At 58.7% G+C, this 26,054-nt stretch carries 24 protein-coding genes and 1 riboswitch; of the genes, 8 read left to right on the top strand and 16 right to left on the bottom strand.

Annotated elements, in window-relative coordinates; all coding sequences use genetic code 11:
* Positions 1 to 10 precede the first annotated feature (10 nt).
* The 6 genes from ACKXF9_RS07470 (at position 11) to ACKXF9_RS07445 (ending at position 7,428) form a co-directional block, all read left to right on the top strand.
* Positions 11 to 517: a tRNA (cytidine(34)-2'-O)-methyltransferase gene (locus tag ACKXF9_RS07470; protein ID WP_249238364.1), complete on the top strand. Its 507-nt coding sequence runs from the start codon at positions 11 to 13 to the stop codon at positions 515 to 517.
* On the top strand, positions 508 to 1,398 hold the full coding sequence (locus ACKXF9_RS07465; protein WP_418265732.1) for a DegV family protein: 891 nt from the start codon (positions 508 to 510) through the stop codon (positions 1,396 to 1,398). The genes ACKXF9_RS07470 and ACKXF9_RS07465 overlap by 10 nt, the downstream gene beginning before the upstream one ends.
* A 328-nt stretch (positions 1,399 to 1,726) precedes the next feature.
* Positions 1,727 to 1,827: riboswitch (PreQ1-III riboswitch) on the top strand.
* A gap of 9 nt (positions 1,828 to 1,836) precedes the next feature.
* Positions 1,837 to 2,364, top strand: a complete 528-nt coding sequence (locus tag ACKXF9_RS07460; RefSeq protein ID WP_249238362.1) for a QueT transporter family protein — start codon at positions 1,837 to 1,839, stop codon at positions 2,362 to 2,364.
* A 65-nt stretch (positions 2,365 to 2,429) separates the two neighbouring features.
* Entirely contained in the window at positions 2,430 to 3,080 is a 651-nt protein-coding gene (locus ACKXF9_RS07455; RefSeq protein ID WP_418265731.1) for an HAD family hydrolase, read from the top strand.
* A 209-nt stretch (positions 3,081 to 3,289) separates the two neighbouring features.
* Positions 3,290 to 6,130, top strand: a complete 2,841-nt coding sequence (gene secA / locus ACKXF9_RS07450; RefSeq protein ID WP_249238360.1) for a preprotein translocase subunit SecA — start codon at positions 3,290 to 3,292, stop codon at positions 6,128 to 6,130.
* Positions 6,131 to 6,207: 77 nt separating this feature from the next.
* Positions 6,208 to 7,428 (top strand): M20 metallopeptidase family protein, encoded by a 1,221-nt coding sequence (locus ACKXF9_RS07445; protein ID WP_418265730.1) that lies wholly within the window; start codon positions 6,208 to 6,210, stop codon positions 7,426 to 7,428.
* A 159-nt stretch (positions 7,429 to 7,587) separates the two neighbouring features.
* Here ACKXF9_RS07445 and ACKXF9_RS07440 read toward each other — a convergent pair whose 3' ends face one another.
* From ACKXF9_RS07440 to ACKXF9_RS07425, 4 genes are all read right to left on the bottom strand, one after another.
* Entirely contained in the window at positions 7,588 to 8,511 is a 924-nt protein-coding gene (locus ACKXF9_RS07440) for a hypothetical protein (protein WP_418265729.1), read from the bottom strand.
* A 24-nt stretch (positions 8,512 to 8,535) separates the two neighbouring features.
* Positions 8,536 to 9,855 (bottom strand): competence/damage-inducible protein A, encoded by a 1,320-nt coding sequence (locus tag ACKXF9_RS07435; RefSeq protein ID WP_418265728.1) that lies wholly within the window; start codon positions 9,853 to 9,855, stop codon positions 8,536 to 8,538.
* A gap of 7 nt (positions 9,856 to 9,862) precedes the next feature.
* Positions 9,863 to 11,062 carry a tRNA uracil 4-sulfurtransferase ThiI gene (gene thiI, locus ACKXF9_RS07430; RefSeq protein WP_207698639.1) on the bottom strand — a complete coding sequence of 400 codons (1,200 nt, stop codon included), beginning with the start codon at positions 11,060 to 11,062 and terminating at the stop codon, positions 9,863 to 9,865.
* 297 nt (positions 11,063 to 11,359) lie between these two features.
* Positions 11,360 to 12,511: a cysteine desulfurase family protein gene (locus ACKXF9_RS07425; RefSeq protein ID WP_418265727.1), complete on the bottom strand. Its 1,152-nt coding sequence runs from the start codon at positions 12,509 to 12,511 to the stop codon at positions 11,360 to 11,362.
* 432 nt (positions 12,512 to 12,943) lie between these two features.
* On the opposite strand from ACKXF9_RS07425, the gene ACKXF9_RS07420 reads away from it, so the two are divergent.
* On the top strand, positions 12,944 to 14,605 hold the full coding sequence (locus ACKXF9_RS07420; protein ID WP_418265726.1) for a formate--tetrahydrofolate ligase: 1,662 nt from the start codon (positions 12,944 to 12,946) through the stop codon (positions 14,603 to 14,605).
* Positions 14,606 to 14,871: 266 nt separating this feature from the next.
* Here the strand turns inward: ACKXF9_RS07420 and ACKXF9_RS07415 are convergent, their stop codons facing one another.
* Positions 14,872 to 15,786 (bottom strand): GDSL-type esterase/lipase family protein, encoded by a 915-nt coding sequence (locus tag ACKXF9_RS07415; RefSeq protein ID WP_418265725.1) that lies wholly within the window; start codon positions 15,784 to 15,786, stop codon positions 14,872 to 14,874.
* Between the two features lie 225 nt (positions 15,787 to 16,011).
* Between ACKXF9_RS07415 and ACKXF9_RS07410 the strand changes: the two genes are divergently transcribed.
* Positions 16,012 to 16,296 (top strand): hypothetical protein, encoded by a 285-nt coding sequence (locus tag ACKXF9_RS07410; protein ID WP_118526302.1) that lies wholly within the window; start codon positions 16,012 to 16,014, stop codon positions 16,294 to 16,296.
* A 63-nt stretch (positions 16,297 to 16,359) separates the two neighbouring features.
* On the opposite strand, the gene ACKXF9_RS07405 is transcribed toward ACKXF9_RS07410, so the two are convergent.
* The 11 genes from ACKXF9_RS07405 to ACKXF9_RS07355 form a co-directional block, all read right to left on the bottom strand.
* Positions 16,360 to 16,947: a CD1247 N-terminal domain-containing protein gene (locus ACKXF9_RS07405; RefSeq protein WP_418265724.1), complete on the bottom strand. Its 588-nt coding sequence runs from the start codon at positions 16,945 to 16,947 to the stop codon at positions 16,360 to 16,362.
* An 86-nt stretch (positions 16,948 to 17,033) separates the two neighbouring features.
* Complete coding sequence (efp, locus tag ACKXF9_RS07400) at positions 17,034 to 17,591, bottom strand: elongation factor P (RefSeq protein WP_005928281.1); 558 nt, start codon at positions 17,589 to 17,591, stop codon at positions 17,034 to 17,036.
* A gap of 119 nt (positions 17,592 to 17,710) precedes the next feature.
* The gene (locus tag ACKXF9_RS07395) at positions 17,711 to 18,577 is read right to left on the bottom strand and encodes a TIM barrel protein (RefSeq protein WP_418265723.1); all 867 of its coding nucleotides are present in this window, start codon (positions 18,575 to 18,577) and stop codon (positions 17,711 to 17,713) included.
* Positions 18,574 to 19,077, bottom strand: coding sequence for a YqeG family HAD IIIA-type phosphatase (locus ACKXF9_RS07390; protein WP_418265722.1), 504 nt, complete (start codon positions 19,075 to 19,077; stop codon positions 18,574 to 18,576). The genes ACKXF9_RS07395 and ACKXF9_RS07390 overlap by 4 nt, the downstream gene beginning before the upstream one ends.
* Before the next feature lie 342 nt (positions 19,078 to 19,419).
* Positions 19,420 to 19,596, bottom strand: coding sequence for a 30S ribosomal protein S21 (gene rpsU, locus ACKXF9_RS07385; protein ID WP_005928271.1), 177 nt, complete (start codon positions 19,594 to 19,596; stop codon positions 19,420 to 19,422).
* 219 nt (positions 19,597 to 19,815) lie between these two features.
* Positions 19,816 to 22,365: a leucine--tRNA ligase gene (leuS, locus tag ACKXF9_RS07380; RefSeq protein ID WP_371290443.1), complete on the bottom strand. Its 2,550-nt coding sequence runs from the start codon at positions 22,363 to 22,365 to the stop codon at positions 19,816 to 19,818.
* Between the two features lie 248 nt (positions 22,366 to 22,613).
* On the bottom strand, positions 22,614 to 22,997 hold the full coding sequence (rsfS, locus tag ACKXF9_RS07375; protein ID WP_005944348.1) for a ribosome silencing factor: 384 nt from the start codon (positions 22,995 to 22,997) through the stop codon (positions 22,614 to 22,616).
* 22 nt (positions 22,998 to 23,019) lie between these two features.
* A complete protein-coding gene (locus ACKXF9_RS07370; RefSeq protein WP_418265721.1) occupies positions 23,020 to 24,393 on the bottom strand; it encodes an LCP family protein in 1,374 nt (457 codons plus the stop codon).
* Positions 24,394 to 24,530: 137 nt separating this feature from the next.
* Positions 24,531 to 25,109 carry a bis(5'-nucleosyl)-tetraphosphatase (symmetrical) YqeK gene (gene yqeK, locus ACKXF9_RS07365; protein ID WP_418265720.1) on the bottom strand — a complete coding sequence of 193 codons (579 nt, stop codon included), beginning with the start codon at positions 25,107 to 25,109 and terminating at the stop codon, positions 24,531 to 24,533.
* On the bottom strand, positions 25,060 to 25,743 hold the full coding sequence (gene nadD, locus ACKXF9_RS07360) for a nicotinate (nicotinamide) nucleotide adenylyltransferase (protein WP_418265719.1): 684 nt from the start codon (positions 25,741 to 25,743) through the stop codon (positions 25,060 to 25,062). Before nadD ends, yqeK begins: the two co-directional genes overlap by 50 nt.
* Positions 25,744 to 25,745: 2 nt before the next feature.
* Entirely contained in the window at positions 25,746 to 26,042 is a 297-nt protein-coding gene (locus ACKXF9_RS07355; RefSeq protein ID WP_005944364.1) for a YhbY family RNA-binding protein, read from the bottom strand.
* Between the last annotated feature and the right edge of the window lie 12 nt (positions 26,043 to 26,054).

Here is a 26,054-nt window from a genome sequence, read left to right as displayed (position 1 = left end):
AGACCGACCCATGAACGAAAAACCGACTCTGAACATCGTTCTTGTGGAGCCGCGCATCCCGCAGAACACCGGCAACGTGGCCCGCACCTGTGCCTGCACGGCCTGCCGCCTGCATCTGGTGGGCCCCATGGGCTTTGCCATCGATGACAAAAAGCTCAAGCACGCGGGGCTGGACTACTGGCATTACCTCGACATCAGCTATTACGACAGTCTGGATGAGTTCTTCGCCAAAAACAGCGGCCCCTATTACTATTTTACCACCAAGGCACCCCAGCGCTACACCGATGTGAGCTACCCGGACGGCAGCTATCTCGTGTTCGGGCGCGAGGACGCCGGCCTGCCGGAAGCACTGCTTGCGGCCAATCAGGAGCACTGTATCCGGATGCCCATGCGGGACACCTGCCGCAGCCTGAACCTTTCCAACAGCGTGGCTGTGGGCGTATACGAGGTGCTGCGCCAATGGGACTTTCCGGAGCTTCTGGACCACGGACATTTACGAGATTACCAATGGAAATGAGGGAAATTATGAGCAAGATCGCGATCCTGACCGATTCCTCCTGCGATATCCCGCAGGAGATGGCCGAAAAATACGGCATTGACATCATGAGCTTCCACATCCTGCTGGATGATGTGGATTATATTGAGCGTGAGAGCTGCACCAACACCGAATTCTATGATAAGATGCGTGCCGCTAAGGGCGTGCCTTCCACTGCCGCCATCACCCCCATCCAGTTCTGTGAAAAATACTGCCAGTACGTGGATGAGGGCTATACCGACGTCATCCATGTTCCCATCAACAAATCCGGCTCTTCCACCTATAACAACGCACTCATGGCGCAGGGGATGCTGCGGGAAGAGCGCCCGGAGCACCACTTGAAGATCCATCTGCTGGACCCCCACACCTATTCCATGGTGTTCGGCTGGTATCTGTGCGAAATGGCCCGCAAGTTGAAGAACGGCGCAGAGATCAGCCATGTGATCTATGAGTTCGAGACCCAGATGGACTGCATGGAGATCGTTCTGGGACCCTACAGCCTGAAGCAGATGAAAAAGAGCGGACGCATCTCTGCCGCTGCCGCCGTCATGGGCGAGCTGATGGGCATTCGTCCCATCATTACGCTGATCGACGGCAAGACCAGGGTGGAAGCCAAGGTGCGCGGCGATGACAAGGTGGTGCCCGCCATGGTGGAGCTGTGCAAGCAGCGCTGCGAGGGCGTAGAGGACTTTGATTATATGATCGGTCACACGAACATCCCGCAGGCAGCAGATCTGGAAAAGGCCTGCCGCCGGGCCTTTGGCAAGCCGCCGCTGCTGGTGTTTGAGCTGGGCGGCGTCGTTTCCGCCAACACCGGCCCCGACACGGTGGCTCTGGTGTATACCGGCCATCCCAGAGGGTAAAACCATCTGAAATGGCCGCCGCTGCGCTCCGGCCACATTCAGAGGAATCATCATTTAAAATTTTGGGGTTCAGGAAAGTCTGCGGACTTTCCTGAACCCCATTTTCACAGCAGGGGTCGCAAAGGCAATCGGCAGTTTTCAGCACCTGTTCACCGTTGCTGCCTTTCCCGTGAAAAGGCAGTTTCGAAACTGCAAATAAAAAATTTCTTTCCGCTGAATATGCCCAAAACAATGCGGAGGGCATTTTCAATCGTCCTCTTCCCATTGCATTCCGTCTGATTTTATGCTATACTGCCTTCTGCTGTGCTTTTTGCGCGGTATCCTTTCAGAGCAACTTAGGATTTTAGGCTCCCCGGTGTGTCTCGAACCATGCCGGGCCAAACCCACAGGGGCTGGCGGCCCTGTACGGTCAAAATCATCCCGCTGGAGTATTATATCATGAATCAGAATCCTTCCATCCGTAAACTGGTGCGCTGCGGCGTAGTCGCGGCCATTTATGTTGTGCTCTGCATGGCCCTGCAGCCGCTCTCCTATGGTGCGGTACAGGTGCGTGTGGCTGAGGCACTCTGCCTGCTGCCGGTGTTCGGTGCCGAGTACATTGCCGGTGTGGTGCTGGGCTGCTTTTTGGCAAACCTGCTGGGCTCCACCATCGTGGATGTCATCTTCGGCACCCTTGCCACCCTGCTGGCCTGCCTTGTCACCTACAAGCTGCGGAACATCCGCTTCAAGGGTCTGGCTGTGGCGGCTTCCCTGCCGCCGGTGCTGTTCAATGCGGTGATCATCGGCATTGAGATCGCCGTCATGTTCCCGGACCCCACCTCCAGCGCCCCCATCTGGCTGGCCTGCATCACCAACGGCATCTCCGTGGGCATCGGCGAGCTCATCAGCTGCACCGTTCTGGGTGTGCTGCTGGTGAAGATCATCGAGAGCAGCAAGGCCCTGAACGAGCTCTTTGCAGCAGAATAAGCCGCTGTTTTCGCAGCGCGCTGATCCGTTCGCGGAAAACGGCTTTTTAAAAATCGGAGGTTTCCATGCAGGCAAACGGTATGATCTTCTGGGACTGGAACGGCACCCTGATGGATGATCTGGACTTCACCCACGGCTGTCTCAACTGGATGCTGGAGACCCACGGCTATCCGCAGCGGTACGATCTTGCCGCCTACCGGGAAATTTTCGGTTTTCCCATTGAGGAATACTACATCCGCGCCGGCTTCGACTTTGCCAGACATCCCTATCCGGAGCTGGCCGAGTGCTTTATGGCGCACTACAACGCAGGCGTGGATGCCTGTCCCCCCTCTGCACACGCTGCCGAGACGCTGGCCGAGCTTTCGCGCCAGGGCTGGCGACAGAGCGTGCTGTCTGCCTCCCGCCGGGACTACCTGATCGAGCAGGTGGCCGCGCGGGGCCTGCAGGGCTATTTTACCGAGTTGCTCGGCCTTGCAGACATCTATGGCGTCAGCAAGGTGCAGGTGGGCCGGAACTGGCTTGCCCAAAGCGGCATCGACCCTGCCGCCTGCGTAATGGTCGGCGATACTCAGCACGACGCCGAGGTTGCCGCTGCACTGGGCACAGGGTGTGTGCTCTACACCGGCGGGCATCAGTCCCGCAAACGGCTGGAAGCGGTATGCCCCCACGTCATCGACGATCTGGCCCAGCTGCCACAGCTGCTGGAAACACTGTAAATCAAAACGGACCACCTGCTGATGAAGCGGGTGGTCTTTTCCGTTTATGAACCTCCTGCCAGCGCAAATTTACAGAAAATTCATTCAAAAACCGGCTAAAATAACCTTGCAGGTTTGACGCGTCTGCCGCTTTGGTGTATCATATAGTAGTATTGTTATGTCTATCTCCGGGAAGCCTTTTCCCGAATTTGATCTATGAGGTGTTACCAATGTCCCTTGTTGAAAAACTCTTTGGCAGCTTCTCCGACCGGGAGCTGAAAAAGATCAACCCCATTGCCAAGCAGGTGCTTGCATTGGAAGGCAAATATGCTGCCCTGTCCGATGCTGAGCTGCAGGCCCAGACGGCCGCTTTCAAACAGCAGCTGGCCGACGGCAAGACCACCGACGATATTCTGCCCGATGCATTTGCCGTCTGCCGCGAAGCCGCATGGCGCGTGCTGGGCATGAAGCACTTCCCCGTGCAGATCATCGGCGGCATCGCCCTGCACCGCGGTGATATTTCCGAAATGCAGACCGGTGAAGGCAAGACCCTTGTGGCCACCCTGCCCGCCTACCTGAATGCCCTTACCGGCGAGGGCGTGCATGTTGTCACCGTCAACGATTACCTTGCCAAGCGCGACAGCGAGTGGATGGGCAAGCTCTATCGCTGGCTGGGCCTGAGCGTCGGCCTGATCGCACAGGGCATGGACGGCGATGCACGCCGCGCCGCCTACGCCGCCGACATCACCTACGGCACCAACAACGAGTTCGGCTTTGACTACCTGCGCGACAACATGGTGACCTATAAAGCCAATATGGTGCAGCGCGGCCACGCCTTCGCCATCGTCGATGAGGTGGACTCCATCCTGATTGATGAAGCCCGTACTCCTCTGATCATTTCCGGACGCGGCGAGGATTCCTCCAGCCTGTACACGCAGGTGGACCGCTTTGTGCGCACCCTGCGCAAGAGCGTAGTGGTGGAGCTGGAAGATAAGGTGTCCACCGATGAACAGGCAGACGGCGATTACGTTGTGGACGAAAAGCACAAGACCTGTACCCTGACTGCCAGCGGCATCAAGAAAGCGGAAGCCTACTTCAAGGTCGAGAACCTTGCTGCCGCCGAGAACATGACCCTTGCCCATCACATCGATCAGGCCATCAAGGCCTACGGCGTGATGCAGCGGGACATCGACTACGTGGTCAAGGATGGTCAGGTCATCATCGTGGATGAGTTCACCGGCCGTCTGATGATCGGCCGCCGCTACAACGAGGGTCTGCATCAGGCCATCGAGGCCAAGGAGGGCGTAAAGATCGCCGCTGAGAGCAAAACGCTGGCCACCATCACCTTCCAGAACTACTTCCGCATGTACAAAAAGCTGTCCGGCATGACCGGTACCGCCAAGACCGAGGCCACCGAATTCACCGAGATCTACGGCCTGAACATCGTCACGGTGCCCACCAACCGTCCCCGTCAGCGCATCGATTATCCGGACGCCATCTACAAGACGGTCAACGGCAAATACAATGCCGTTATCCAGCAGGTGCTGGAATGCCACCAGAAGGGCCAGCCCGTGCTGGTGGGTACGGTCAGCGTGGAAAAGAGCGAAACGCTGGCAAAAATGCTGCAGAAGTACACCCGCAGCTTCAATGTGCTGAACGCCAAGAACCACGAGCGCGAGGCCGAGATCGTGGCGCAGGCCGGTAAAAAGGGTGCCATCACCATCGCCACCAACATGGCAGGCCGTGGTACCGATATCATGCTGGGCGGCAATGCCGAGTTCATGGCCAAGGCCCAGATGCGCAAGGAGCACTTCTGTGAGAACCTGCTGAATCCCGAAAAGCCCGAGGATGCCGACCCGGCAGCGGTGGAGATGCTGCTGACCGAAGCAAACGGCCACGGCGACACCGAGGACGCCAACATCCTTGCGGCCCGCAGGCGCTTTGATGAGCTGTACGCCCAGTGCAAGCCCCAGATCGATGCCGAGGCCGAGGAAGTACGTGCTGCAGGCGGTTTGTTCATCATCGGCACCGAACGTCACGAGAGCCGCCGCATCGACAACCAGCTGCGCGGCCGTGCCGGCCGTCAGGGCGACCCGGGTGCTTCCCGCTTCTACCTGAGCCTGGAAGATGACCTGATGCGCCTGTTCGGCGGTGACCGCGTCTCCAGCCTGATGGACACCCTCAAGATCGACGAGGACACGCCCATCGAGAACCGCATGATCACCAACACGCTGGAAAGCGCCCAGAAAAAGCTGGAAGGCCGCAACTTCGAGATCCGCAAGAACGTGCTGAAGTACGACGACGTGATGAACCAGCAGCGCGAGATCATCTATGGCCAGCGCCGCAAGGTGCTGGACGGCGAGGACATCAGCACCGAGATGCACAAGATGCTGCGGGAGAACATCGATTCCAGCTGCGCCCAGTTCCTGGCCGGTGATGTGAAGGACGACTGGGACTTTGGTGCCCTGCGCCGCCACTATCTGGGCTGGCTGACCACCGACGCCGACCTGCACTATGATGTGGCCGACTTTGAGGATATCTCCCGTCAGAGCATTGCCGATATGCTGTATGACCGCGGCATGAAGATCCTTGCCGACAAGGAGCAGCGCTACGGTGCCCCGGTCATGCGCGAGCTGGAACGCATCTGCCTGCTCAAGTGCGTGGACCGCATGTGGATGGATCACATCGACAACATGGATCAGCTGCGTCAGGGCATCGCGTTGCGCGGCTACGGCCAGAAGGATCCTGTCGTGGAGTACCGCATCGAAGGGTTTGACATGTTCGACCAGATGGTGGATTCCATCCGTGAGTCCAGTGTGAAGATGCTGCTGTCCATCGAGATCCGTCAGGCCGGTGCCGCCCCCAAGCGTGAACAGGTGGCAAAGCCCACCGGCGAAGGCTTTGTGCCCGGTAACGGCGCTCCCGGTGCCAAGGGTGCACCCCACGGCCAGCCTGTGCGGGTGATCAAGATCGGCCGCAACGACCCCTGCCCCTGCGGCAGCGGCCTGAAGTGGAAAAAGTGCACCTGTGCCAAGTATCATCCGGAAGGCACCCCGACGGACGAGAACTAAGGAATAAAGAGCCCTCTCCGTCACGGCCAATGCCCGAGAGGGTTTTCTTTATAAAATAAGAGGGAGTTGATTTTGAAATGATCACACCGGAAGAACTGCTCAGCGCCGCAAAAGAGCTGGAACCCCAGCTGCGCGAATGGCGGCGCACCCTGCACCGCCACCCCGAGGTGGGCTTTGATCTGCCGCAGACCAAAGCGCTGGTGAAAAAGGCCCTGACCGAAATGGGCTATGCCCCGCAGGACTGCGGCAGATGCGGCGTTCTCGCGCTGGCAGGCGGCAAGCGCCCCGGCAAGACCATCCTGCTGCGCGGCGACATGGACGCCCTGCCCATTCAGGAAGAATCCGGTGAGGAGTTTGCTTCCGAGATCCCGGGCAGGATGCACGGCTGCGGCCACGATATGCACACCGCCATGATGCTGGGCGCGGCAAAGCTGCTCAAAGAACATGAGGACGAGATCGAAGGCACCGTGAAGCTGGAATTCCAGCCTGCCGAGGAAATTTTTCAGGGCTCGCTGGACATGCTGAAAAACGGCCTGCTGGAAAACCCGAAGGTGGATGCCGCGGTGATGTTCCACGTTCTGGCCGGGATGCCCCTGCCGGTGGGTACGGTGCTGGTGCCGGGCGGCGGCATCACCATGGCAAGCTGCGAGCAGTACCACATCACCGTCCACGGCAAGGGCGGCCACGGCTCCATGCCCAACGCCTGCATCGACCCCATCACTGCAGCGGCCCACATCCACATTGCCCTGCAGGAGATCAACAGCCGTGAGCTGGACCCCGCCAAGTTCGGCGTGTTCACTACGGGCCGGTTCGAGGCGGGCAAGGCCTCCAACGTCATCCCGGATACAGCCGACATGTGGGGCACCATCCGCACGGTGGACCCCGAGGGCGCAGTCAGTGAGCAGATCCACCAGCGCATGACCGAGATCTCACAGGGCGTGGCGGCAGCCTATCGCTGCACCGCTGAGGTGGAATTCAGCGACCACTGCCCCTGCATGGTGGTGGATACGCCTCTTGCCAAGAATGCCCTGACCTATATGACCGAACTGCTGGGCCGTGGTGCCATGGACATGACCGCCCTCACCGGCGGCAAGCCCGGCGGCGGCAGCGAGGACTTTGCCTTTGTCAGTCATGAAGTGCCTACCGTGAGCATGTTCCTCTCCTCCGGAAATGCCAAGGAGGGCTATGTTTACGGTCAGCACCACCCCAAGGTGCGCTTTGACGACAGCGTGCTGTACAAAGGCTCTGCGGCCTATGTTTATATGGCTCTGCGGTGGCTGAGCGACCACAAGGCATAACCATCCGGAAAATTTATTATTTATTTGAACCTCCGAAAAATCCGCGGATTTTCCGGAGGTTCTTTTTCACGGATGGGTTCGGAGCAGCACACTGCATCTCTTAAAAAATCGCCCTTATAAACAAAAAATCCCGGAAGGTTCGCACCCTCCGGGGTCTTTTTATATCAATTTTGCCCCCGCGTGGGGCAGGCTGTCGGCGCCAAGGCTCTGCAACCTCTGGGGCAGGGCGGTCAGGTCGCCGCCGGTGTAATACCACGCAGCGGCAAACGCGGCCAGTGCCAGAACCAGCAGAAAAATCAGGGCATTCCGTGCCCTGTGCCGTTTGCGGGGCGGCTTTGCCGGAGCAGTGTTTTCCGGCTTGTCCGGCAGAGTCTGCGCCGTCAGCACATCTGCCGGGACTACCCTGCCGTATTTTTGCCAGCTTGTCCCCGCCGCCTGCGGCAGACCGGATGCAGCACGACGGATCATGTCCAGCAGCCAGAGGGCCGGTGCGTCCGTGTTCGCCACTGTGCGCACCCAGCAGCCCCTGCGGCTGCCCAGAAACAGCACGGTGTCCTCGGCGCGCTCCACACACCCGGCGGCAAGATCTGCGCCCACAAAGCGCTGTGCCGCCTGCACACGGGCCAGTTTTGCCGGAATGGGCCCGCCTTTCACGCGGCAGGTCCTGGCGCTCAGCTTTTCCCGGATCTTTGCGTCCGCATAACTCAAAGCCCCAAAATCGAACACCTTTTCCGCACCCGGCACCGTTTCCAGCCGGGCTTCCAGCAGGGTGCCTGCGTCCGCATCACAGCATACCAGCAGCCTGCGGTGCGTTTCCAGCGCCTGCACCGCTGCATGAACAAGGGTCATCTCCCCTTCCCCATAGAGCTCTGCCGCAAAGCGGCCGTTCAGGGCCTTGCGGGCCTTTTCCAGCCCGGCAGGCGTTTCGGCCTGCAGGGCCGCAAGCACCTCCGCCCCACGGCCACGGCATCGGGCTGCAATGTCTGCCTGTTGTGCTGCCTGCTGCACCGTCCACAGCGGTGCGCCAAACAGACGCAGCACACAGGCGGTCTGCGTTTTTTCTTCGTGTATCAACTGCTTCACCCCCGCGGCCCGGGGCCGCTCGTATTAACCCTTGAGGAAGGTGCTGTCCAGTGCCGTCAGAGCCGCAGCATCATGCCGGGCGCTTTTTGCCAGTGCCTGTGTATCTGCAGGAACCTTGCCCTGAGCCAGACGCAGCGCCAGTTCCAGTGCCGTCTGTGCCGCGCGGGCACGCACCAGCGCACGGTCGGGGCGGGAGACGAAGAGCTTTTTCACATATACGGTCTCACCGCAGGCCGCACCCAGATACACCGTGCCCACCGGACGGACGGCATCGCCGCCGTTGGGGCCTGCCAGACCGGTGACGCTGACAGCGATATCGGCCCCGGCAGCTTCTGCCGCGCCAAGTGCCATCTGTGCCGCCACAGGAGCAGACACCACATTGTATTTTGCAATGACTGCCGGTTCCACACCTACCATTTTTGCCTTGGCCTGTTCCCAGTAGGTGACAAAGCCGAAACCGAACACCTCACTTGCACCCGACACATTGGTCAGCCGCTGGGCGATCATGCCGCCTGTGCAGCTTTCTGCCGTGGCAATGGTGAGCCCCTTTTCCTTCAGGGTGTGCACCAGAGTCTCTTCCAGACCGGTCACATCCTCATCATACACCGCATCACCCAGCAGATCATAGAACTTTGTGGCGTATGCGCGGCACATTTTTTCGGCTGAACTGTCGTTTTCAGCCCGGGCCGTGATGCGGATCTCGCATTCGCCGGTCTTGCAGTAGATGGCGGCGGTGGGGTTTGCATTTTCCAGCAGATGCCGCACACGGTATTCGATGTCGCTTTCGCCGCCCAGCACCCGCAGCGTTATGGAATGCAGGGTGCAGTTCTGGCGGGCCAGCAGCAGCGGGCGCACGCTCTCCTCCCACATGGCTTTCATTTCGTGAGGCACGCCGGGCATCAGCACGGCGCAATGTCCATCCTGCTCGAACCACGCCCCGGGGGCAGTGCCGTGGTTATTGATGATCTTGTGGCCGTGCACCGGCACCATGGCCTGCTTGCGGTTGTTGGGGGTAGTCTTGCGCCCGGTGCGCGTGAAGAAATCCACGATCTTCTGCCATTCTTCCGGGTCAAAGGCCAGCGTGTCGCCGTAGCAGCCGGCAACCGTTTCCTTGGTCAGGTCGTCTGCGGTGGGGCCAAGCCCGCCGGTAAACACCAGCAGGTCGCACCGCTGCTTTGCCTCGTTGACAAAATCTGCCAGACGGTCGTGGTTGTCGCCAATGGTGCTCTCGCGCTGGACCGTAATGCCCAGTGCCGCCAGCTCGCGGCTCAGATACTGGGCGTTGGTGTTCAAAATGTTGCCGAGCAGCAGCTCGGTACCCACACTGATGATCTCTGCTGTCATGGATAAATCAACCCTCAAATTCTACCTGATCGGTGATACGGATGCGGATGCGCTCGGCGTTCTCTGCTGCTTCGGCTTCCAGCGCGGCAAGGCCGGGCATGGCGGCTTCGGCTTCCAGAATTTCGGCCAGCTCCGGGCGGATCTTCGGATGCGGCGGGGTGAAGATGGTGCAGCAGTCCTCATAGGGCAGGATGCTCGTCTCAAACGTATTGATGTGGCGGGCCGTCTCCACGATCTCGGTCTTGTCCATGCCGATAAGCGGGCGCAGGATGGGCAGATCCTGCGCAGCATCGGTGCACTGCAGGGCCTTGACGGTCTGGCTGGCCACCTGAGCCAGACTCTCGCCGGTAACAAGGGCTTCACAGCCCTGCTTTTTGGCAATGACGTTGGCAATGCGCATCATGCTGCGGCGCATCAGCACCGTGAACAGCACATCCGGAGCATTATCCCGGATGTACTCCTGCGGCTTGGTGTAGGGCACGACGAACAGATTGGAGCTGCCCGTATAGATGCTGGTAAGCTGCGCCAGTGCCTTCACCTTGAGCTTTGCGCGCTCCGAAGTGTACGGCGGAGACGCAAAATGGATGTGGTCCAGTGCCAGACCGCGCTTAGCCATGCGGTAAGCCGCCACCGGGCTGTCGATGCCGCCGGACAGCATGTTCAGTGCACGGCCGCTGGTGCCCACAGGCAGGCCGCCCTCACCGGGCACCTTGGGGCCGTGGATGTAGGCACCGTAATCCCGAATTTCTACGATCACCTTAAAATCCGGGTTATGCACATCCACCTTGAGGTAGTTGTGTTTGCCCAGCAGATAGGCACCCAGCTCCCGCATCAGTTCAGGGCTGGTCATGGGGTAGGTCTTGTCGGAGCGGCGCGCCTCCACCTTGAAGGTGCGGATGCCGTGCAGGCTGGCGCCGAGGTAATCCTCAGCGGTCTGGCAGATGGTGTCAAAGTCCTTGTCGCAGACCACGGCGCGGCTGAGTGCCGCAAGGCCGAACACCTTGCTCACCCGGTCAAAGGCAAGATCCATGTCCACATCCTCTTCCTCGGGTTCCATGTAAAAGGTGGACTGGGTGCAGTAGACCTTGAACTTGCCCACGGTCTTGAGCCGGTAGCGCAGGATCTTCATCATCGCCGACTCGAACTGGTTGCGGTTGAGGCCTTTCAGGGACATCTCACCCTGATAGCCCATAATGATTTCATGCATAAATGTTGTATCTCCTAGGTTACGATTTAACATGGCCTCCGCTTGCGCTCTGGCCATTCTCAGCGGAAAATTTATTTTTTATTTCGCGTTTGTCGCGGCCTGCGGGCCGCTCCAAACGCATTTTCACGAAAGGGGACGCAATGGAAAGCTGCATCTTATCAGGCCGGTGGGTCGGGAGTTTCTCTGAGGACCGTCCGCTGGGGTGGGACCCTGTTGCCGAAGGCAATAGGGCGGGCGATGGAATGGCCCGATTCGTGTCCGAGGAGAAAGCTACCGACACGCTGGCCGTTAATCAGTTTACTTCCGGATCTTCTGCAGATGCTTCATGCCGTCCTCAAAGCGGTCAAGGAAGGCATCCACATCCTCGGGGGTGTTGTCGCCGCAGAAGGACACCCGGATCGCTGTATCGATGGCCAGCGGATCTTTGCCCATGGCCGCCAGCGTATGGCTGGGCTGGCCCCGGCCGCAGGCGCTGGCCGACGAAACGTAAATTTGTGCTTCGGCCAGCCATGCCAGCATGGTCTCGCTCTTGATGCAGTTCTCGCTGAAGTTCAGCACCTCGGGCACGGCGTTTTCCGGGCTGTTGATCTCCACCTCCGGGAAAGCCTTCAGCCCTTCCTGCAGGCGCTGGTTCAGCGCCCGCATGGCGGTGTCACGGCTCTTCATGGTCTTTGCCAGACGGGTGGCGGCTGCCGCCAGACCCATGGCATAGGGCAGGTTCTCGGTGCCGGGGCGCAGGCCGCGCTCCTGCTCACCGCCCAGATAGGGCGGCCGGAACGCCTGCACCAGACGGTCGGACAGGTACAGCGCACCAATGCCCTTGGGGGCATGGATCTTGTGACCGCTCACCGACAGGGTGTCGATGTTGTCCAGCTTGATGGGCACGCGCATCCACGCCTGCACCGCATCCACATGGACGATGGTGCGGCTGTTGCGGCGCTTGACCTCGGCGGCAAGGCGTTCCACATCGTTGCGGGTGCCTACCTCGTTGTTCACCATCATGCAGGCCACAAGGATGGTGTTTTTGTCCACATGCTCCAGCATCCGATCCATGTCCAGTGTGCCGTCCGGGCGGGGTTTGACCACCGTGACATCATAGCCCTGCTTCGCCAGCTCTTCCAGCGGACGCTGGACACTGGGGTGCTCAAAGCCGGACACCACGATGCCCTTGCCAAAGGTGCGGGTGCGCACCGCGCCCAGCAGAGCCAGATTGTTGCTCTCACTGCCGCAGGAGGTAAAATACAGCTCCCGGCTCTTGCAGCCCAGTGTGCGGGCCACAGCGGCACGGGCGGTGTTCAGTGCTTCCTCGCTGCGGGCACCGGGGCCGTACAGGCTGGACGGGTTTGCCCAGTGTTCCCGCATGGCCTTGTCGATCACATCCGCCACCTCGGGAGCAACCATCGTGGTGGCGGCGTTATCCAGATAATGCAATTCAGGGTTTTGCAGCATAAAAGGGATTCCTGCTTTCTAAAATTTCAGAATAAACCATGATAAGTATACCACAACCCATCTTATAACGCAAAATATTTAACACTGTTTTTCCTTGACAAACACCCCGGTGATGTGCTATCTTTACAGCATAGAGACCGCGTTTCCGCTGACGGAACCTTGTGGAGCACCACAGTGCGGATGCGCAGGAGAGTCAATGCCGACCGTCTGGGCAGCCTTGCGCAATTGCTGCGCAAAGCTGCCTTTTTTGTTGTCGGAAGTTGTTTTTATAAGCAGAGTGCGCTGAATGGCGAGATTTTTTGCCCGCAGACAAGGCGATTTTCCGCAGCGATCCTGACGGATCGCAAGGGAAAGCAACGCAGGATGCGAGCAAAAAGGCCGTTCAGACGGCGTGCAATGCTTGTGAAAACGACTTTCAAAGGAGGATGTCTGATGAAAACCGATATCGAGATCGCACAGGAAGCAAAGATGAGACCCATCACCGAGATCGCCGCCCAGCTGGGCCTTTCCGATGAGCACGTGATCCCCTATGGCCGCTACAAGGCCAAGATCGATCACCGCCTGATCCACGATGCCAAAAAGCAGGGCAAGCTGATCCTTGTCACTGCCATCAGCCCCACCCCGGCGGGCGAGGGCAAAACCACCACCAGCGTGGGTCTGGCCGATGCCATGAACGCTCTGGGCAAAAAGACTATGCTCTGCCTGCGTGAACCCAGCCTTGGCCCGGTGTTCGGCGTCAAGGGCGGTGCTGCCGGCGGCGGCTACGCACAGGTGGTGCCCATGGAGGACATCAACCTGCACTTTACCGGCGATCTGCACGCCATCGGCACAGCCAACAACCTGCTGGCTGCCATGATCGACAACAGCATCCAGCAGGGCAACCCGCTGAACATCGACCCCCGCCGCATCACATGGAAGCGCTGCATGGACATGAATGACCGTCAGCTGCGGTTCATCGTGGACGGTCTGGGCGGCAAGGTGAACGGCACCCCCCGCGAGGACGGCTTTGATATCACCGTTGCCAGCGAGGTGATGGCGATCTTCTGCCTTGCCACCAGCATTTCCGACCTGAAGGAGCGTCTTTCCAAGATCGTGTGCGCCTACACCTACGACGGCAAGCCTGTCACTGCCGGTGAGATCGGTGCTGCCGGTGCCATGACCGCCCTGCTGAAGGACGCACTGGACCCGAACCTTGTGCAGACGCTGGAAAACAATCCCGCCATCATCCACGGTGGCCCCTTTGCCAACATCGCCCACGGCTGCAACAGCGTGCTGGCCACCAAGCTGAGCCTTTCTCTGGCCGACTACACCATCACTGAGGCCGGTTTCGGTGCCGATCTGGGTGCAGAGAAGTTTTTGGATATCAAGTGCCACTATGCAGGCATCGCACCCAGCGCCTGCGTGCTGGTGGCCACCGTGCGTGCCCTCAAGAGCCACGGCGGCGTGGCAAAGGCCGACCTGAGCCAGCCCAACCTCGAAGCCGTCAAGGCCGGTGTCTCCAACCTGATCCGCCACATCGACAACCTGAAAAACGGCTTCGGACTGCCGGTGGTGGTCGCCATCAATGCCTTCCCCACCGATACCGCCGAAGAGCAGGCCTATGTGGAGCAGGTGTGCGCCGAGCAGGGCGTTCCCTGCGTGCTGAGCGAGGTGTTCGCCAAGGGCGGCGAGGGCGGCAAGGCTCTGGCCGAAAAGGTGCTGGAGGTTCTGGAGGATCGTCCCATCCAGTACACCTACCCGCTGGAGATGCCGCTGAAGGATAAGATCAGCGCCATCGCCACCAAGATCTACCGCGCCGACGGCGTGAACTACAGCGCCGCCGCCAGCAAGACACTGGCTGAGCTCACCGACATGGGCTACGGGAATCTGCCTGTCTGCATCGCCAAGACCCAGTACAGCTTCAGCGACAACGCAAAGCTCATCGGTGCCCCCACCGGCTTTACCATGGAGGTACGCGAGGTGCGCCTTGCTGCCGGTGCCGGCTTCGTGGTGGTCATCTGCGGCAATATCATGACCATGCCGGGCCTGCCCAAAAAGCCCGCCGCTGTGGGCATCGATGTGGATGCCAACGGCAAGATCACCGGTCTGTTTTGACCTGAAGCTTTCAGTCTTTTAAACAGTAAAACGATTTGAATGGTCTCCGCTTTGCTCTGACCATTTTTCAGTGGAACCTCTATTGATATTTCGCGTTTGTCGCGGCCTGCGGGCCGCGACAAACGCATTTTCACAGAAGGGGCCGCTTCCGTTAGCAGCTTTTCTCTGTGAAAACGTGGCTCAGAGCAACGCGGAGGGCATTTCAAATCGTCCCACACAACAAGGGGCTGCTGCACCAAACTCAGTGCAGCAGCCCCTTGTTCTTTTTACTCTGCAGTGTGGCTCCGCAGGTAGTCCACCCATGCCGCATAACCGGCGGGTCTCAGGTGGTAGCCGTCCGGCTGAGCATAGCTCTCGATCAGATCGCCGTTTTCGTCTGCCAGCACTTCCCACAGGTTGAGGAAATAGCAGTCCTTTTCCAATGCGATGGCTGCCAGCTCATTGTTGATCTGGTACAGCCTGTCACGGTTCAGTCCCTCGTGGCCGGACTTCTGGCTCACCTCCGGACGCACCGGCGTGATCGACTGCACGTAAATTTTGGTGTTCGGCAATGTCTGGTTCAGCATGTCCAGCATCAGCCGGTAGTAGGTCAGAAAGCTGGAATAGTCCGTATCGCGGCCCAGTACATTGGTCCCCAGCAGCAGATACACCGCCCTTGGGTTCTGAGCGGTCAGGGCTTCCAGCGGCACCTCGGTCGTGCCATCGGCACGCTTGCAGGTGGTGCCATTGACGATCACATTCGGGCCCACACCCTTGTAGGCGCAGAACATGGCATTCTGCATTCCCTCCTCGTACAGCTGCATCCCCTGCGTCAGGCTGTCGCCCAAAAAGCTCACATCGTTGAACCAGCTTTTTTCCACAGCCGTGCTCTGCGGCACAGCCGCCATGCGGAAATCCAGTGCCGTGGCCGTGCTGCCTGCAAGCGCCTGCACCGTGAGCGGCCGCGCCACTGCATAGGAAACCGTGTTCCATGTGTCGTCCTGTGTCACTTCCTGCAGGATGGTGTTCTGCCCCATGCCGGAGGGGCTCGTTTCGCGGTGCAGGCTTTTCCACAGCATCCCGATGGCTCCCACCATCAAGAGCAGCAGCAAAAGCCCTGTCGCCATGAACCGCCTGCGCCAGCGCCTGCGCAGCACCCGCCGCCGGTATTCCTGATAGTCTGCCATGGTGTTTTCCCTCACTTTTCCGCACCGGTCCGCCCGGGCTTTTTCTGCTTTTAGTATACCATATCTGTGCGCCGCTACAAGCCCTGTTTTCTGCCAGAGTGCCTAAAATTGCAGATTTTTTTGCACGCAGGCATGCCATTGTGTGCAAAAAGCCTGCCTTTTGCGGGTACAAAAGCTTGCATCCTGCACCACAGATGTGTTATACTGAATTGAACTACTATTGATAGGGAGGCTTTCACGATGGCATTCACTCCAAAACTGACTTATAAAGGCAAGCCCCTCGTCCGCAAGGACAATGAGCTGTACTACGGCAATATGACCGACCCATACGTGCTTTATCTGCAGATCATGACCACCAAGCCTGTGGGCGATCAGCAGGTTGCAGACAAGGTCCACCTGATGCTGCTCTCTACCGACACCACCAAGGCTCCGCAGGAGCGCGTGATGCGTCAGACGACCAAGATCGGTCTGTACAATGCTTTGGACATCGGCAGCATCTGGCTGCAGAAGGCAAACGCACAGTAAGCAAAAAGCTGCTGCACAGCAAATGTGCAGCAGCTTTTTTGTTTGTCTTCCACGGCAGGATTTTTACTCTTCGGTCACTTCAAAGTCGAGGGGCTTGCCACAGTTGGGGCACTTGGGTGCACCGTCCAGCAGCTCGTCCTCTTCAAACACAGAGGTCGTGCCGCACTCCGGGCAGGTCACTTCGTACTGCACGGGGCCGTCCTCGGCGTCATCTTCGCCGTCCCCTTCCAGAGCGACCTCAAAGGTCACGCCGCAGTGCGCACAGTTGGCTTCGCCTGCATCCAGATCATCCTCGCTGACATAAACGGTCTCGCCGCAGTTGGGGCAGGCCACCTCGTAGAACGGCTCGCTGGCGATGTCATCATCCTTGGCATCGTCATCGTCATCGGTGTCCTCGTCCTCAGCGTCCTCGCTTTCGCCGTCTTCGTCCTCCTCGTACAGATCTGCTTCCAGATCTTCCAGCTCATCGTTCAGGTCGTTGATCTGGTCGTAGGCGCGGGAAAGATCTTCGTCCACGCTCTCGATGACCTCAGCCATTTCACCCAGCAGTGCGCTCATGGCCTTGATGATCTTGCCCTCTTTGGTGGTATCATCAATGCCCAGACCATCGACCAGACCCTGCAGATAAGCTGCCTTTTTGTTCAGTTCCATACGAATGCCCTCCTTAAAATGAGAAAATCGGAGTTTTAAAAAACCGGGCAGACGGTTGCCCGCAGCCCGGTTTGGCGTTAAAAGGATCAGACGCGCTCCATATACTCGCCGGTGCGGGTATCGATGCGGATGTGGTCGCCCTCGTTGATGAACAGAGGCACACGAATCTCAGCACCGGTCTCGACGGTAGCGGGCTTCAGGGTGTTGGTGGCAGTGTTGCCCTTGACACCCGGCTCGGTCTGGGTAACTTCCAGCTCGATGAAGTTGGGGATCTCGACGCTGAACACCTTGCCCTTGTAGCTCAGCAGCTTGCACAGCTCGTTCTCCTTGCAGAACTTGAAGTTATCGGGCACATCGGCTGCGTTGACAGGGATGTCATCGTAGGTCTCGTTGTCCATGAAGTGGTACAGATCGCCATCCTCGTAGCTATAGGTCACGTCCTTGCGCTCGATGAAAGCCTGCGGGAACTTTGCGGTCGGGTTGTAGCTGGTCTCAACCACAGAGCCGGTGATCACGTTCTTGGTCTTGGTACGGACAAAGGCAGCGCCCTTACCGGGCTTCACGTGCTGGAACTCAACGACCTGAAGAACCTGGCCGTCCTGCTCAAAGGTCACGCCATTGCGAAACTCGCCTGCAGAAATCATAGGAATTCCTCCATTAGTTTAATCTCAAATGCTTAACGCATATCTCTATTTATTTTACCCAATCCTCTTGCATTTGGCAAGGGGTTTCGGCAAAAAAGACGATGAAAACAGAAAATTTTTTACATTTTGCACGCTGCATAGTACATCTGCTGCATAGCCCCGGCATCCTCAGCCTGCGTACCTGCACTCTCGCAGATGATGACTGGCTGCAGCTTCCGCTGGGCCAGCAGTTCCATTAGCGGCTCCGGCTCCGGGCCGAACTGGGTCTCGGCAAAGGTCCAGTGGCGCTTTTCGCCGCCTGCCGAATACTCGATACGGGAAAAATGCACGTGGAACTGCTCTGCCCGTTGGTCCCCCAGCTTTTCTGCCATGCGGTCAAGGATGGCAGCGTAGTCCTCTTTCGAGCGGATACCGCCCAGAGTGCGGGCATTCAGGTGGCCGAAGTCGATGCAGGGCGTGATGCGCCTGTCCACCGCACACAGCGCCAGCACCTCGTCCAGTGTGCCCAGCTGGCCGATCTTGCCCATGGTCTCCGGGCAGAGAGTCATATCGGCAAAGCCCGCTTCATCCAGCGCTTCCACGGCACGGCGCATGGTATCCAGCGCTTTTTCAAGGGCCGCTTCCCGGCTCTGCTTGCCGCAGCTGCCGGAGTGGAAAATAATTCGCCTGCCGCCCAGTGCCCTGCACACCGCCGCGCTCTGCAGCAGATACTGGATGCTGTTGAGCCGCTTGTCCTCTTCCAGACTGGACATGCTGATATAATAAGGTGCGTGCACACTGAACAGAATATCCTTCGGCCCGGCCAGTGCGGCCATTTTTGCGGCCTTGTCCAGTCCCAGGCGCACACCCCGTCCGCACTGGTACTCGAAGGCGTTCAGCCCCATCTTTGCGGTGTACTCCGGCACGTCCAGACTGCTCTTGTACCCTTGGGCTGCAAAGCTGTCGCTGGTGCCTGCAGTGCCGAACCGGATCTTCCAATCACTCACAGGGTCCTGCCTCCCCGGTCATAGTATTTCTGCCAGTGTTTTTTCTCCCACTTGCGTTTGAGGATGACCTGCGCACCGAGGTCCGGGCCGCGGGGCACCACCATCAGGCCCGGAATGCCGTACAGCGCTGCCGCCATGCGGTCGGCATAGAGCTGGTCGCCCACCATCGCCATCTGACGGCGCTTCACGCCCATGCGGTGCTGTGCCGCTATCAGCGCAAAGGGCAGCGGTTTTGCGGAACGGTACAGGTACGCAAGGCCCAGTTTCTGGGCAAAGGGCCGCACTCGCTTTTCCGCGCCGTTGGACACGATGGTGAGCTTGACACCCGCCTTGCGCATGATGTCCAGCCACCCGGCCACCTCTTCCGGCAGCTCCTGACTGCGGTCGGCGGTGAGGGTGTTATCGATATCCAGCACCAGCGCAGTGATGCCTTTTGCCGCCAGCCATTCCGGCGTGATGTGGGTGACATCCTTGAAAACATATTCGGGGGTAACTAACATAGGTAAAACCCTCTCAGTCTCGCATTCGCTCGACAGCTCCCCCGACAGGGGGAGCTTTTTACGGCTTTTGCAAAAGTATATTCTTCTCCGAAAAGATAAAACCTTTTCTCTTCAGCACAGAAAGCTCGCCCTCTCAGTCCGCTTCGCGTCCAGCAGCTTACGCCCCTTTTTGTCACCTGCGGCGACAGAGTGGGGAATGTGGCGTTGCGCAGCAATGACGGGGAGGGCGAGGATGTTTATCTTTTTCATAAATGAAAATAGGAGAGCCTGAAATCAGGCTCTCCTACATCGGCGTTAGCAACGCGTATGAAATCTAAAGCAACAGCGATTTCAAGCGATCAATTACTTGAACTTGCGCTTGCGGGCTGCTTCGGACTTCTTCTTGCGCTTGACAGACGGCTTCTCGTAAGCCTCGCGCTTACGGACCTCTGCGAGCACACCGCTGCGAGCAGTGCTGCGCTTGAAGCGACGCAGTGCGCTTTCCAGCGACTCGCCCTCTTTAACACGAATTTCCGACATCTTATTCCCTCCCTTGGACCGTGAGGCAGGAATTTCGTTGTTACATGGTAACTAACAGTAGACAGTATAGCGCATTTTCTCTGGTTCGTCAACCTTTTTTTGAAAGTTTTTTGCCCAAAATCTTTGAAAAGATTTTGAACAGACGCTCCCGGGTGTTTTATGCGTTCGTCCGCCTCTGCGGGTAGTTGTATATCCAGCCGTACGGCAGGGTATCGGGGTTTAGCCCTTGACGGCCAGATTGACCAGACGTCCCTTGACGTAGATCTCCTTCACCAGCTGCTTGCCTTCCAGAGCGGCGGCAACAGCGGGGTCAGCCTTGGCGGCGGCAATGGCGGCGGCAGCGTCGATGTCGGCTGCCACCTTCAGGCGGGCCTTCACCTTGCCGTTCACCTGCACAGCGATCTCCACCGTGCTCTCCACGCACTTGGCCTCTTCGTACTTGGGCCAGGGATAGTAAGCCAGCTGCTCATCGTGGCTGTGGCCCAGCTTCTCCCACAGCTCTTCGGTCATGTGGGGAGCAAACGGGTTCAGCAGCTGAACAACGGTCTCCAGCTCGGCCTTGGTCGCGCCGCCGTTGTCGTACAGGGCGTTCACCAGCGTCATGAGCTGGGCAATGGCGGTGTTCATCTTCAGGGTCTCGATGTCAGCGCCCACCTTCTTGATGGTCTGGTGCATCAGAGTCTCCACCTGCGGACGATAGCCCTCGCCCTCCACCAGCTTGTCGGACAGTGCCCACACGCGGTCCAGGAAGCGGTTGCAGCCTGCGATGGCAGAGGTCTGCCACGGTGCAGCCTGCTCGAAGTCGCCCATGAACATCTCGTACAGACGCATGGTGTCGGCACCGTACTGGTCCACCACCTCGTCCGGGTTGATGACGTTGCCCAGAGACTTGGACATCTTCACGATGGGGTGGCGTGCCATTTCGCCGTACTTTTCTTCCAGAGCCTTTTCAGCGGCCTTCTGGCTGCCGTACTCCTTCAGCAGCTTTTCCTGCTCCTCAGCGGGCAGGTTGACAAAGCTGTGGGGGTTCAGGCCCAGGATCATGCCGTGAGCGGTGCGCTTCTGGTAGGGTTCCGGAGAAGGCACAGCGCCGATATCGTACAGGAACTTATGCCAGAAACGGCTGTACAGCAGATGCAGGGTGGTGTGCTCCATGCCGCCGTTGTACCAGTCCACCGGAGACCAGTATTCCAGAGCCTCCTTGGACGCAATGGCATCCTTGCAGTGGGGGTCCATGTAGCGCAGGAAGTACCAGGAAGAACCGGCCCACTGGGGCATGGTATCGGTCTCACGGGTAGCAGGGCCGCCGCAGCAGGGGCAGGTGGTCTTGACCCAATCCTTGTGGCGGGCCAGCGGAGATTCGCCGTCCGGGCCCGGCTCAAAATCGGTGATGTCCGGCAGGGTCAGGGGCAGGCTGCTCTCGGGCAGGGGCTGCCAGCCGCACTTTTCACACTTGACCATGGGGATGGGCTCGCCCCAGTAGCGCTGACGGCTGAACACCCAGTCGCGCAGCTTGTAGTTGACCTTATCGCAGCCCTTGCCGTTTGCCTCCAGCCAGTCGATCATCTTTTTCTTTGCATCGGTGACAGACAGGCCGTTCAGGAAGCCGGAGTTGACCAGCGTGCCGGTGGCCACATCGGTGAAAGCGGCTTCGTCCAGATTGGACGGGGTATTGCCCTTGACCACCTCGATGATGGGCAGGCCGAACTTCTTGGCAAACTCCCAGTCACGGGTGTCGTGAGCGGGCACAGCCATGATGGCACCGGTGCCGTAGGTGGACAGAACGTAGTCCGAGATAAAGATGGGGATCTCGGTATCATTGACCGGGTTGATGCCCATGACGCCTTCCAGCTTGACGCCGGTCTTTTCCTTGTTCAGCTCGCTGCGCTCAAAGTCGCTCTTGCGGGCTGCCTCGGCCTGATAGGCCTTGACGGCATCGGCATTCTTGAGGATGCCCTTGTCCAGCCACTCCTTGACCATAGCGTGCTCCGGAGAAACGACCATGTAGGTGGCACCGAACAGGGTGTCGCAGCGGGTGGTGTACACGGTCAGGGTATCGCCTGCGGTGGTGCCGAAGTTGACCTCTGCGCCGTGGCTGCGGCCGATCCAGTTCTTCTGCTGGGTGGCAACGCGCTCAATGTAATCCAGACCGTCCAGACCATCGATCAGCTTATCGGCATAAGCGGTGATCTTGAGCATCCACTGGCTCTTGACACGGTGAACGACCTCGCTGCCGCAGCGCTCGCACACGCCGTTGACAACTTCCTCGTTGGCCAGCACGCACTTGCAGCCGGTGCACCAGTTGACGTTCATTTCCTTCTTGTAAGCCAGGCCATGCTTATACAGCTGCAGGAAGATCCACTGGGTCCACTTATAATACTCCGGATCGGTGGTGTTGATCTCGCGGTCCCAGTCAAAGGAGAAGCCCAGAGCCTTCAGCTGGCTGCGGAAGTGGTCCACATTGTTCTTGGTGACAATGGCCGGGTGGATGTGGTTCTTCATGGCAAAGTTCTCAGTGGGCAGGCCAAAAGCGTCCCAGCCCATGGGATACAGCACATTGTAGCCGTTCTGACGGCGCTTGCGGCTGACCACGTCCAGCGCGGTGTAGCTGCGGGGATGGCCTACATGCAGGCCGGCACCCGACGGATACGGGAACTCGACCAGTGCATAGAACTTGGGTTTTTTGTGGTCGATCTCGACATGGAAGGTCTTTTCGTCCTCCCACACCTTCTGCCACTTGGCTTCAACTGCCTTGTAATCGTACTTCATGTTGTTAATCAGCTCCAGACTTTATCCAAAATACCGTTGCTTGGGGGCGTATGCTTTCAAGCTATCTGCCTTTGCCAGAAAACCCTCTCCGTCATCGCTGCGCGATGCCACCTCTCCCGAAGGGGAGAGGTTTTGTGCAGACCGCAGCCTTCCCTCTTTTGCGCAAGCTCCCCCTTTCGGGGGAGCTGTCAGGGCGGACGCCCTGACTGAGAGGGTTCTTTTTTCAGGTAGACAGCTGTTTGCCTGAATCATTCAAGGGTGCTGTCGGGGGTGAGGTACTCGGAGATATCAATGGGCTCACCATCTGCCCACAGGTGCTCCAGATCGTAATAGGTGCGGGTGTTGGGCACGAATACGTGCACGATGACGTTGGAATAATCCAGCAGCACCCAGTTCTTGGAGTCGTAGCCCTCCGTGCTGTAGGGCTCCAGACCCTTCTGGGAAAGCTCGTACTCCACCTCGTCGGCCAGAGACGCCACCTGCGTGGTGGAAGTGCCGGAGGCAATGACAAAGTAATCGGTGAGCACGGTCAGGCTTTCCACCTTGAGCACGCGCACATCGTGGGCCTTTTTCTTATCCAGGATCTTTGCGATCTCAATGGCAAGCGCCTTGCTGTCGTTGAAGTTCTCCATATGTTTTTCCTTTCTGTCAGTTTCAGTTTGCGGAGCCTGCGGCCTGACCGTCGGTGGTAACAGCGCCATCAAGGTCTGTATCGCCGTTCAGGATGGCATCGTCCGACTCCTTATCGATGCGGCCCATATACTGCACGTTGGCATCGGTGGATGCACTGCCGTGGGGCCACTCGTCGGTGACAAGGTTCATTTCGCTCACATCAATGGGGCCGGTGTAGGTGCAGAAATACTGGTTGAGCAGGTTTGCAATGGAACCCGCATCCGGCACCACGCAGGAGTAACCGGCAAAGGTGTCGGTCTTGCCCACGTTGGGCACGCCCATGAACACCGGTGTCTGCGCCAGAATGATGTTGGAGCTGTCGAGCTTAAGGAAGGACACCACCAGCTTTGCAATGGTGGAAATGTCCATATCCGTCTTGATATAGTTCTTGAACACCAGCGGCAGCTGGTTCAGGATATCGGTAACGCCCATGGCGCGGGCACGCTTGAACAGGCCGGCATAGAAATAGCGCTGCATGTTCAGGCGGTCGATATCGGAATTGGCGTAGCCGTCGCCATGGCGGCAGCGCACAAAGAACTCTGCCGATGCACCGTTCAGATTGCGGTAGCCCTTGAGCAGCTTGCTGCCGCCGTAGGACATATCATGAGGGATATACACCTCAATGCCGCCAAAGTTATCCACCATATCCACCAGTGCCTGCATATCCACCGTCACATAGTAATCGATGGGCAGTCGGAACTGATCGTAGATGACATCGGCCAGAGCGGCGATGCTGCCGCCGTTGGAGATTGCCACCGAGTTGATCTGATAATTCGTGGCGGCGTAGGTCTTGCCATTGGAAAGGGTGATCTTTTTGTTCTTGGTGGTGACAAGGCTGTTGCGGGGGATCTGCAGCATCCGCAGTGCACCGTTCTTGATGTCGAACTGCACGTACAGGATCATATCGGTCATGCCGTCGTTAGAGGTGGGGTCGTTGGAATAATTGCGGCCCTCTTCATAGTCGATGCCGCAGACCAGAATGTTCACCACATCGCCCTTGTATTCCTCGTCTGTCTTCACCTCTTCCTCAATGGTAGGGGTGCTGTCGTCCGGGCGGATGCTGTCCTCCACCTTGTTTACAAGGCTGACTCCGTACACCACCACACCGGAGATCACCGCGATGATGGCCATGACCACTGCAAAAGGCAGCCAGAGGGGCATTTTCTTTTTCTTTTTGCGGCGGCGCGGCGGCTTCTGCCCTGCTCCCTGTGCCGGGCGGCGCGGCGGCTCATTGTGTGCACCGCCTGTGCTCTGCTTTGCATCCGTGCTGGACGCGGCGTGACGCGGTGCATCTGCCGCCCGCTCCGGGCGCTTCAGCGAACGATCGGTATTGATATGGCGTGGCGTCTGGCTCATGCTTTTTTGTATCCTCCAGATTTTCACAGTCGTGCAAAAGGTTCTCTGCAAGACCTGTCATAGTCTTTAGTATAGCATTATCCGACGAAATCTGCAATCCGTTTTCTGTTTCCGCTTGTTTCAGAGCAGCTGTGCTCTCACCGTTCATTCTTCCCGCTGCGGGCGAGGATATCCTCATAGGCAGCCTTGGACATCGGGTCAAGGGGCTTGCCCTGCGAGAGCACAAAATCGTTGGTCTGCTTCAGCGCGGCCAGCATAGCGGCATCCAGATCCTTTTTTTCCAGCTTGCGCAGCTTTTCCACGCCGGGCCAATCCCGCTCCGCGCTGGTCATATCGGCCAGATACAAAATTTTGTCAAGCCGGGTCATGCCGGGTTTGCCCGCCGTGTGGCAGGCAATAGCGCTAAGCACCGCTTCGTCGGTCACACCCCACTGGGTGCGGGCCAGAATGGCGGCGCACACGCCGTGCCACACCGGGGCCGGGCGCTCTTCACCGCCCTCGGCATACTGGGGGTAAGCGCGCAGGATCTCGCGCATCTCATCCTTGCTGATCTCCTTGGCCGAGTCGTGCAGCAGGGCTGCCAGCGCGGCCCGCTCCTCGTCCTCACCGTAGATCTTTGCCAGCTTGACGGCCATTTTTTTCACATTCAAGGTATGCTCATAGCGCTTATCGCTCAAGCGGCTGCGCACAAGCTCCTTTGCCTGTTTGAGGTTCATTGGCTGATACTTCCTTTTTGTAGAGTTTCTCCCGGCGGATGACCGCCCGCACCGCCTCCGGCAGCTCAACTTCACACCCTTCGCCTGCAGTCAGACGGGTGCGGATGTCGCTGCTGGCCATGGGCAGCGCCTGTACCGGTGCAAACAGGATGCGTGCCCCGGTGGGGTCCAGCCGGAGAGCCTTTGCGTGCAGCTCGGGGTCGTCGCCCACATGGCGGCTGGTGACTACCAGATGGGCAAGGCGCAGGATATCCTGCCAGCGGTGCCAGCCGTCAAAGCTTAGCAGCATATCGCTGCCAATGGCAAGGTACAGCTGTGCACCGGGATTTTCCCGGGCCAGTTTTTCCACCGTGAGCACCGTATAGTTGCGGTTTCCGGCAGCGGCCTGCTCGATCTCCCAGCCGCTGACTTCCAGCTGCGGGATCGTGTCCGCATCCTCTTCCAGTGCATGGAAGCAGCTGCACATTTCCAGCCGCAGTGCGCCCGGCGCAGAGGTCTTCTGCTTGAAGGGCGAAAGCCCGGCAGGCATCACCACCACCTTATCCGGCTGCACGCGGGCAGCGGCAGCGCGCAGATTGTTCAGGTGGCCGTTATGGGGCGGGTCAAATGTACCGCCGTAGAGAAGAACTTTCATTTTTACTTCAGCAGATCAGCGTAGGCGCTGTCCTTTTTCTTCTGCAGGTACAGCACGAACTTGGAGCCGATCACCTGTACGCAGTCGGCACCGGTGGCCTCAGCCAGCTTGACCGAAGCCTCGCGGGCGTTGTACATGCTGTTTTCCAGCACCTTGAGCTTGATGAGCTCACGGGCGTCGAGGCAGTCCTTCACGCCCTGGATCATGGTCTCGTCGATCTCGCCCTTGCCCACGATGAAAACGGGGTCCATGGTGTTTGCCTTGCCGCGCAGGATGGCGCGCTGTTTGCTTGTCAGCATAGTTTTTCTCCT

Origin of the sequence: Faecalibacterium sp. 9 (genome assembly GCF_048320955.1) — a bacterium.
Classification (GTDB): domain Bacteria; phylum Bacillota; class Clostridia; order Oscillospirales; family Ruminococcaceae; genus Faecalibacterium; species Faecalibacterium wellingii.
Note: the sequence above shows the minus strand (reverse complement) of the source record. Positions and strands in the feature narration are given on the sequence as shown.

Coding starts and splice junctions, on each gene's coding strand:
- ACKXF9_RS07470 (WP_249238364.1), top strand. CDS start 11: ATGAACGAAAAACCGACTCTGAACATCGTTCTTGTGGAGCCGCGCATC.
- ACKXF9_RS07465 (WP_418265732.1), top strand. CDS start 508: ATGGAAATGAGGGAAATTATGAGCAAGATCGCGATCCTGACCGATTCC.
- ACKXF9_RS07460 (WP_249238362.1), top strand. CDS start 1,837: ATGAATCAGAATCCTTCCATCCGTAAACTGGTGCGCTGCGGCGTAGTC.
- ACKXF9_RS07455 (WP_418265731.1), top strand. CDS start 2,430: ATGCAGGCAAACGGTATGATCTTCTGGGACTGGAACGGCACCCTGATG.
- secA (WP_249238360.1), top strand. CDS start 3,290: ATGTCCCTTGTTGAAAAACTCTTTGGCAGCTTCTCCGACCGGGAGCTG.
- ACKXF9_RS07445 (WP_418265730.1), top strand. CDS start 6,208: ATGATCACACCGGAAGAACTGCTCAGCGCCGCAAAAGAGCTGGAACCC.
- ACKXF9_RS07435 (WP_418265728.1), bottom strand. CDS start 9,855: ATGACAGCAGAGATCATCAGTGTGGGTACCGAGCTGCTGCTCGGCAAC.
- thiI (WP_207698639.1), bottom strand. CDS start 11,062: ATGCATGAAATCATTATGGGCTATCAGGGTGAGATGTCCCTGAAAGGC.
- ACKXF9_RS07425 (WP_418265727.1), bottom strand. CDS start 12,511: ATGCTGCAAAACCCTGAATTGCATTATCTGGATAACGCCGCCACCACG.
- ACKXF9_RS07420 (WP_418265726.1), top strand. CDS start 12,944: ATGAAAACCGATATCGAGATCGCACAGGAAGCAAAGATGAGACCCATC.
- ACKXF9_RS07410 (WP_118526302.1), top strand. CDS start 16,012: ATGGCATTCACTCCAAAACTGACTTATAAAGGCAAGCCCCTCGTCCGC.
- ACKXF9_RS07405 (WP_418265724.1), bottom strand. CDS start 16,947: ATGGAACTGAACAAAAAGGCAGCTTATCTGCAGGGTCTGGTCGATGGT.
- efp (WP_005928281.1), bottom strand. CDS start 17,591: ATGATTTCTGCAGGCGAGTTTCGCAATGGCGTGACCTTTGAGCAGGAC.
- ACKXF9_RS07390 (WP_418265722.1), bottom strand. CDS start 19,077: ATGTTAGTTACCCCCGAATATGTTTTCAAGGATGTCACCCACATCACG.
- rpsU (WP_005928271.1), bottom strand. CDS start 19,596: ATGTCGGAAATTCGTGTTAAAGAGGGCGAGTCGCTGGAAAGCGCACTG.
- leuS (WP_371290443.1), bottom strand. CDS start 22,365: ATGAAGTACGATTACAAGGCAGTTGAAGCCAAGTGGCAGAAGGTGTGG.
- rsfS (WP_005944348.1), bottom strand. CDS start 22,997: ATGGAGAACTTCAACGACAGCAAGGCGCTTGCCATTGAGATCGCAAAG.
- ACKXF9_RS07370 (WP_418265721.1), bottom strand. CDS start 24,393: ATGAGCCAGACGCCACGCCATATCAATACCGATCGTTCGCTGAAGCGC.
- yqeK (WP_418265720.1), bottom strand. CDS start 25,109: ATGAACCTCAAACAGGCAAAGGAGCTTGTGCGCAGCCGCTTGAGCGAT.
- nadD (WP_418265719.1), bottom strand. CDS start 25,743: ATGAAAGTTCTTCTCTACGGCGGTACATTTGACCCGCCCCATAACGGC.
- ACKXF9_RS07355 (WP_005944364.1), bottom strand. CDS start 26,042: ATGCTGACAAGCAAACAGCGCGCCATCCTGCGCGGCAAGGCAAACACC.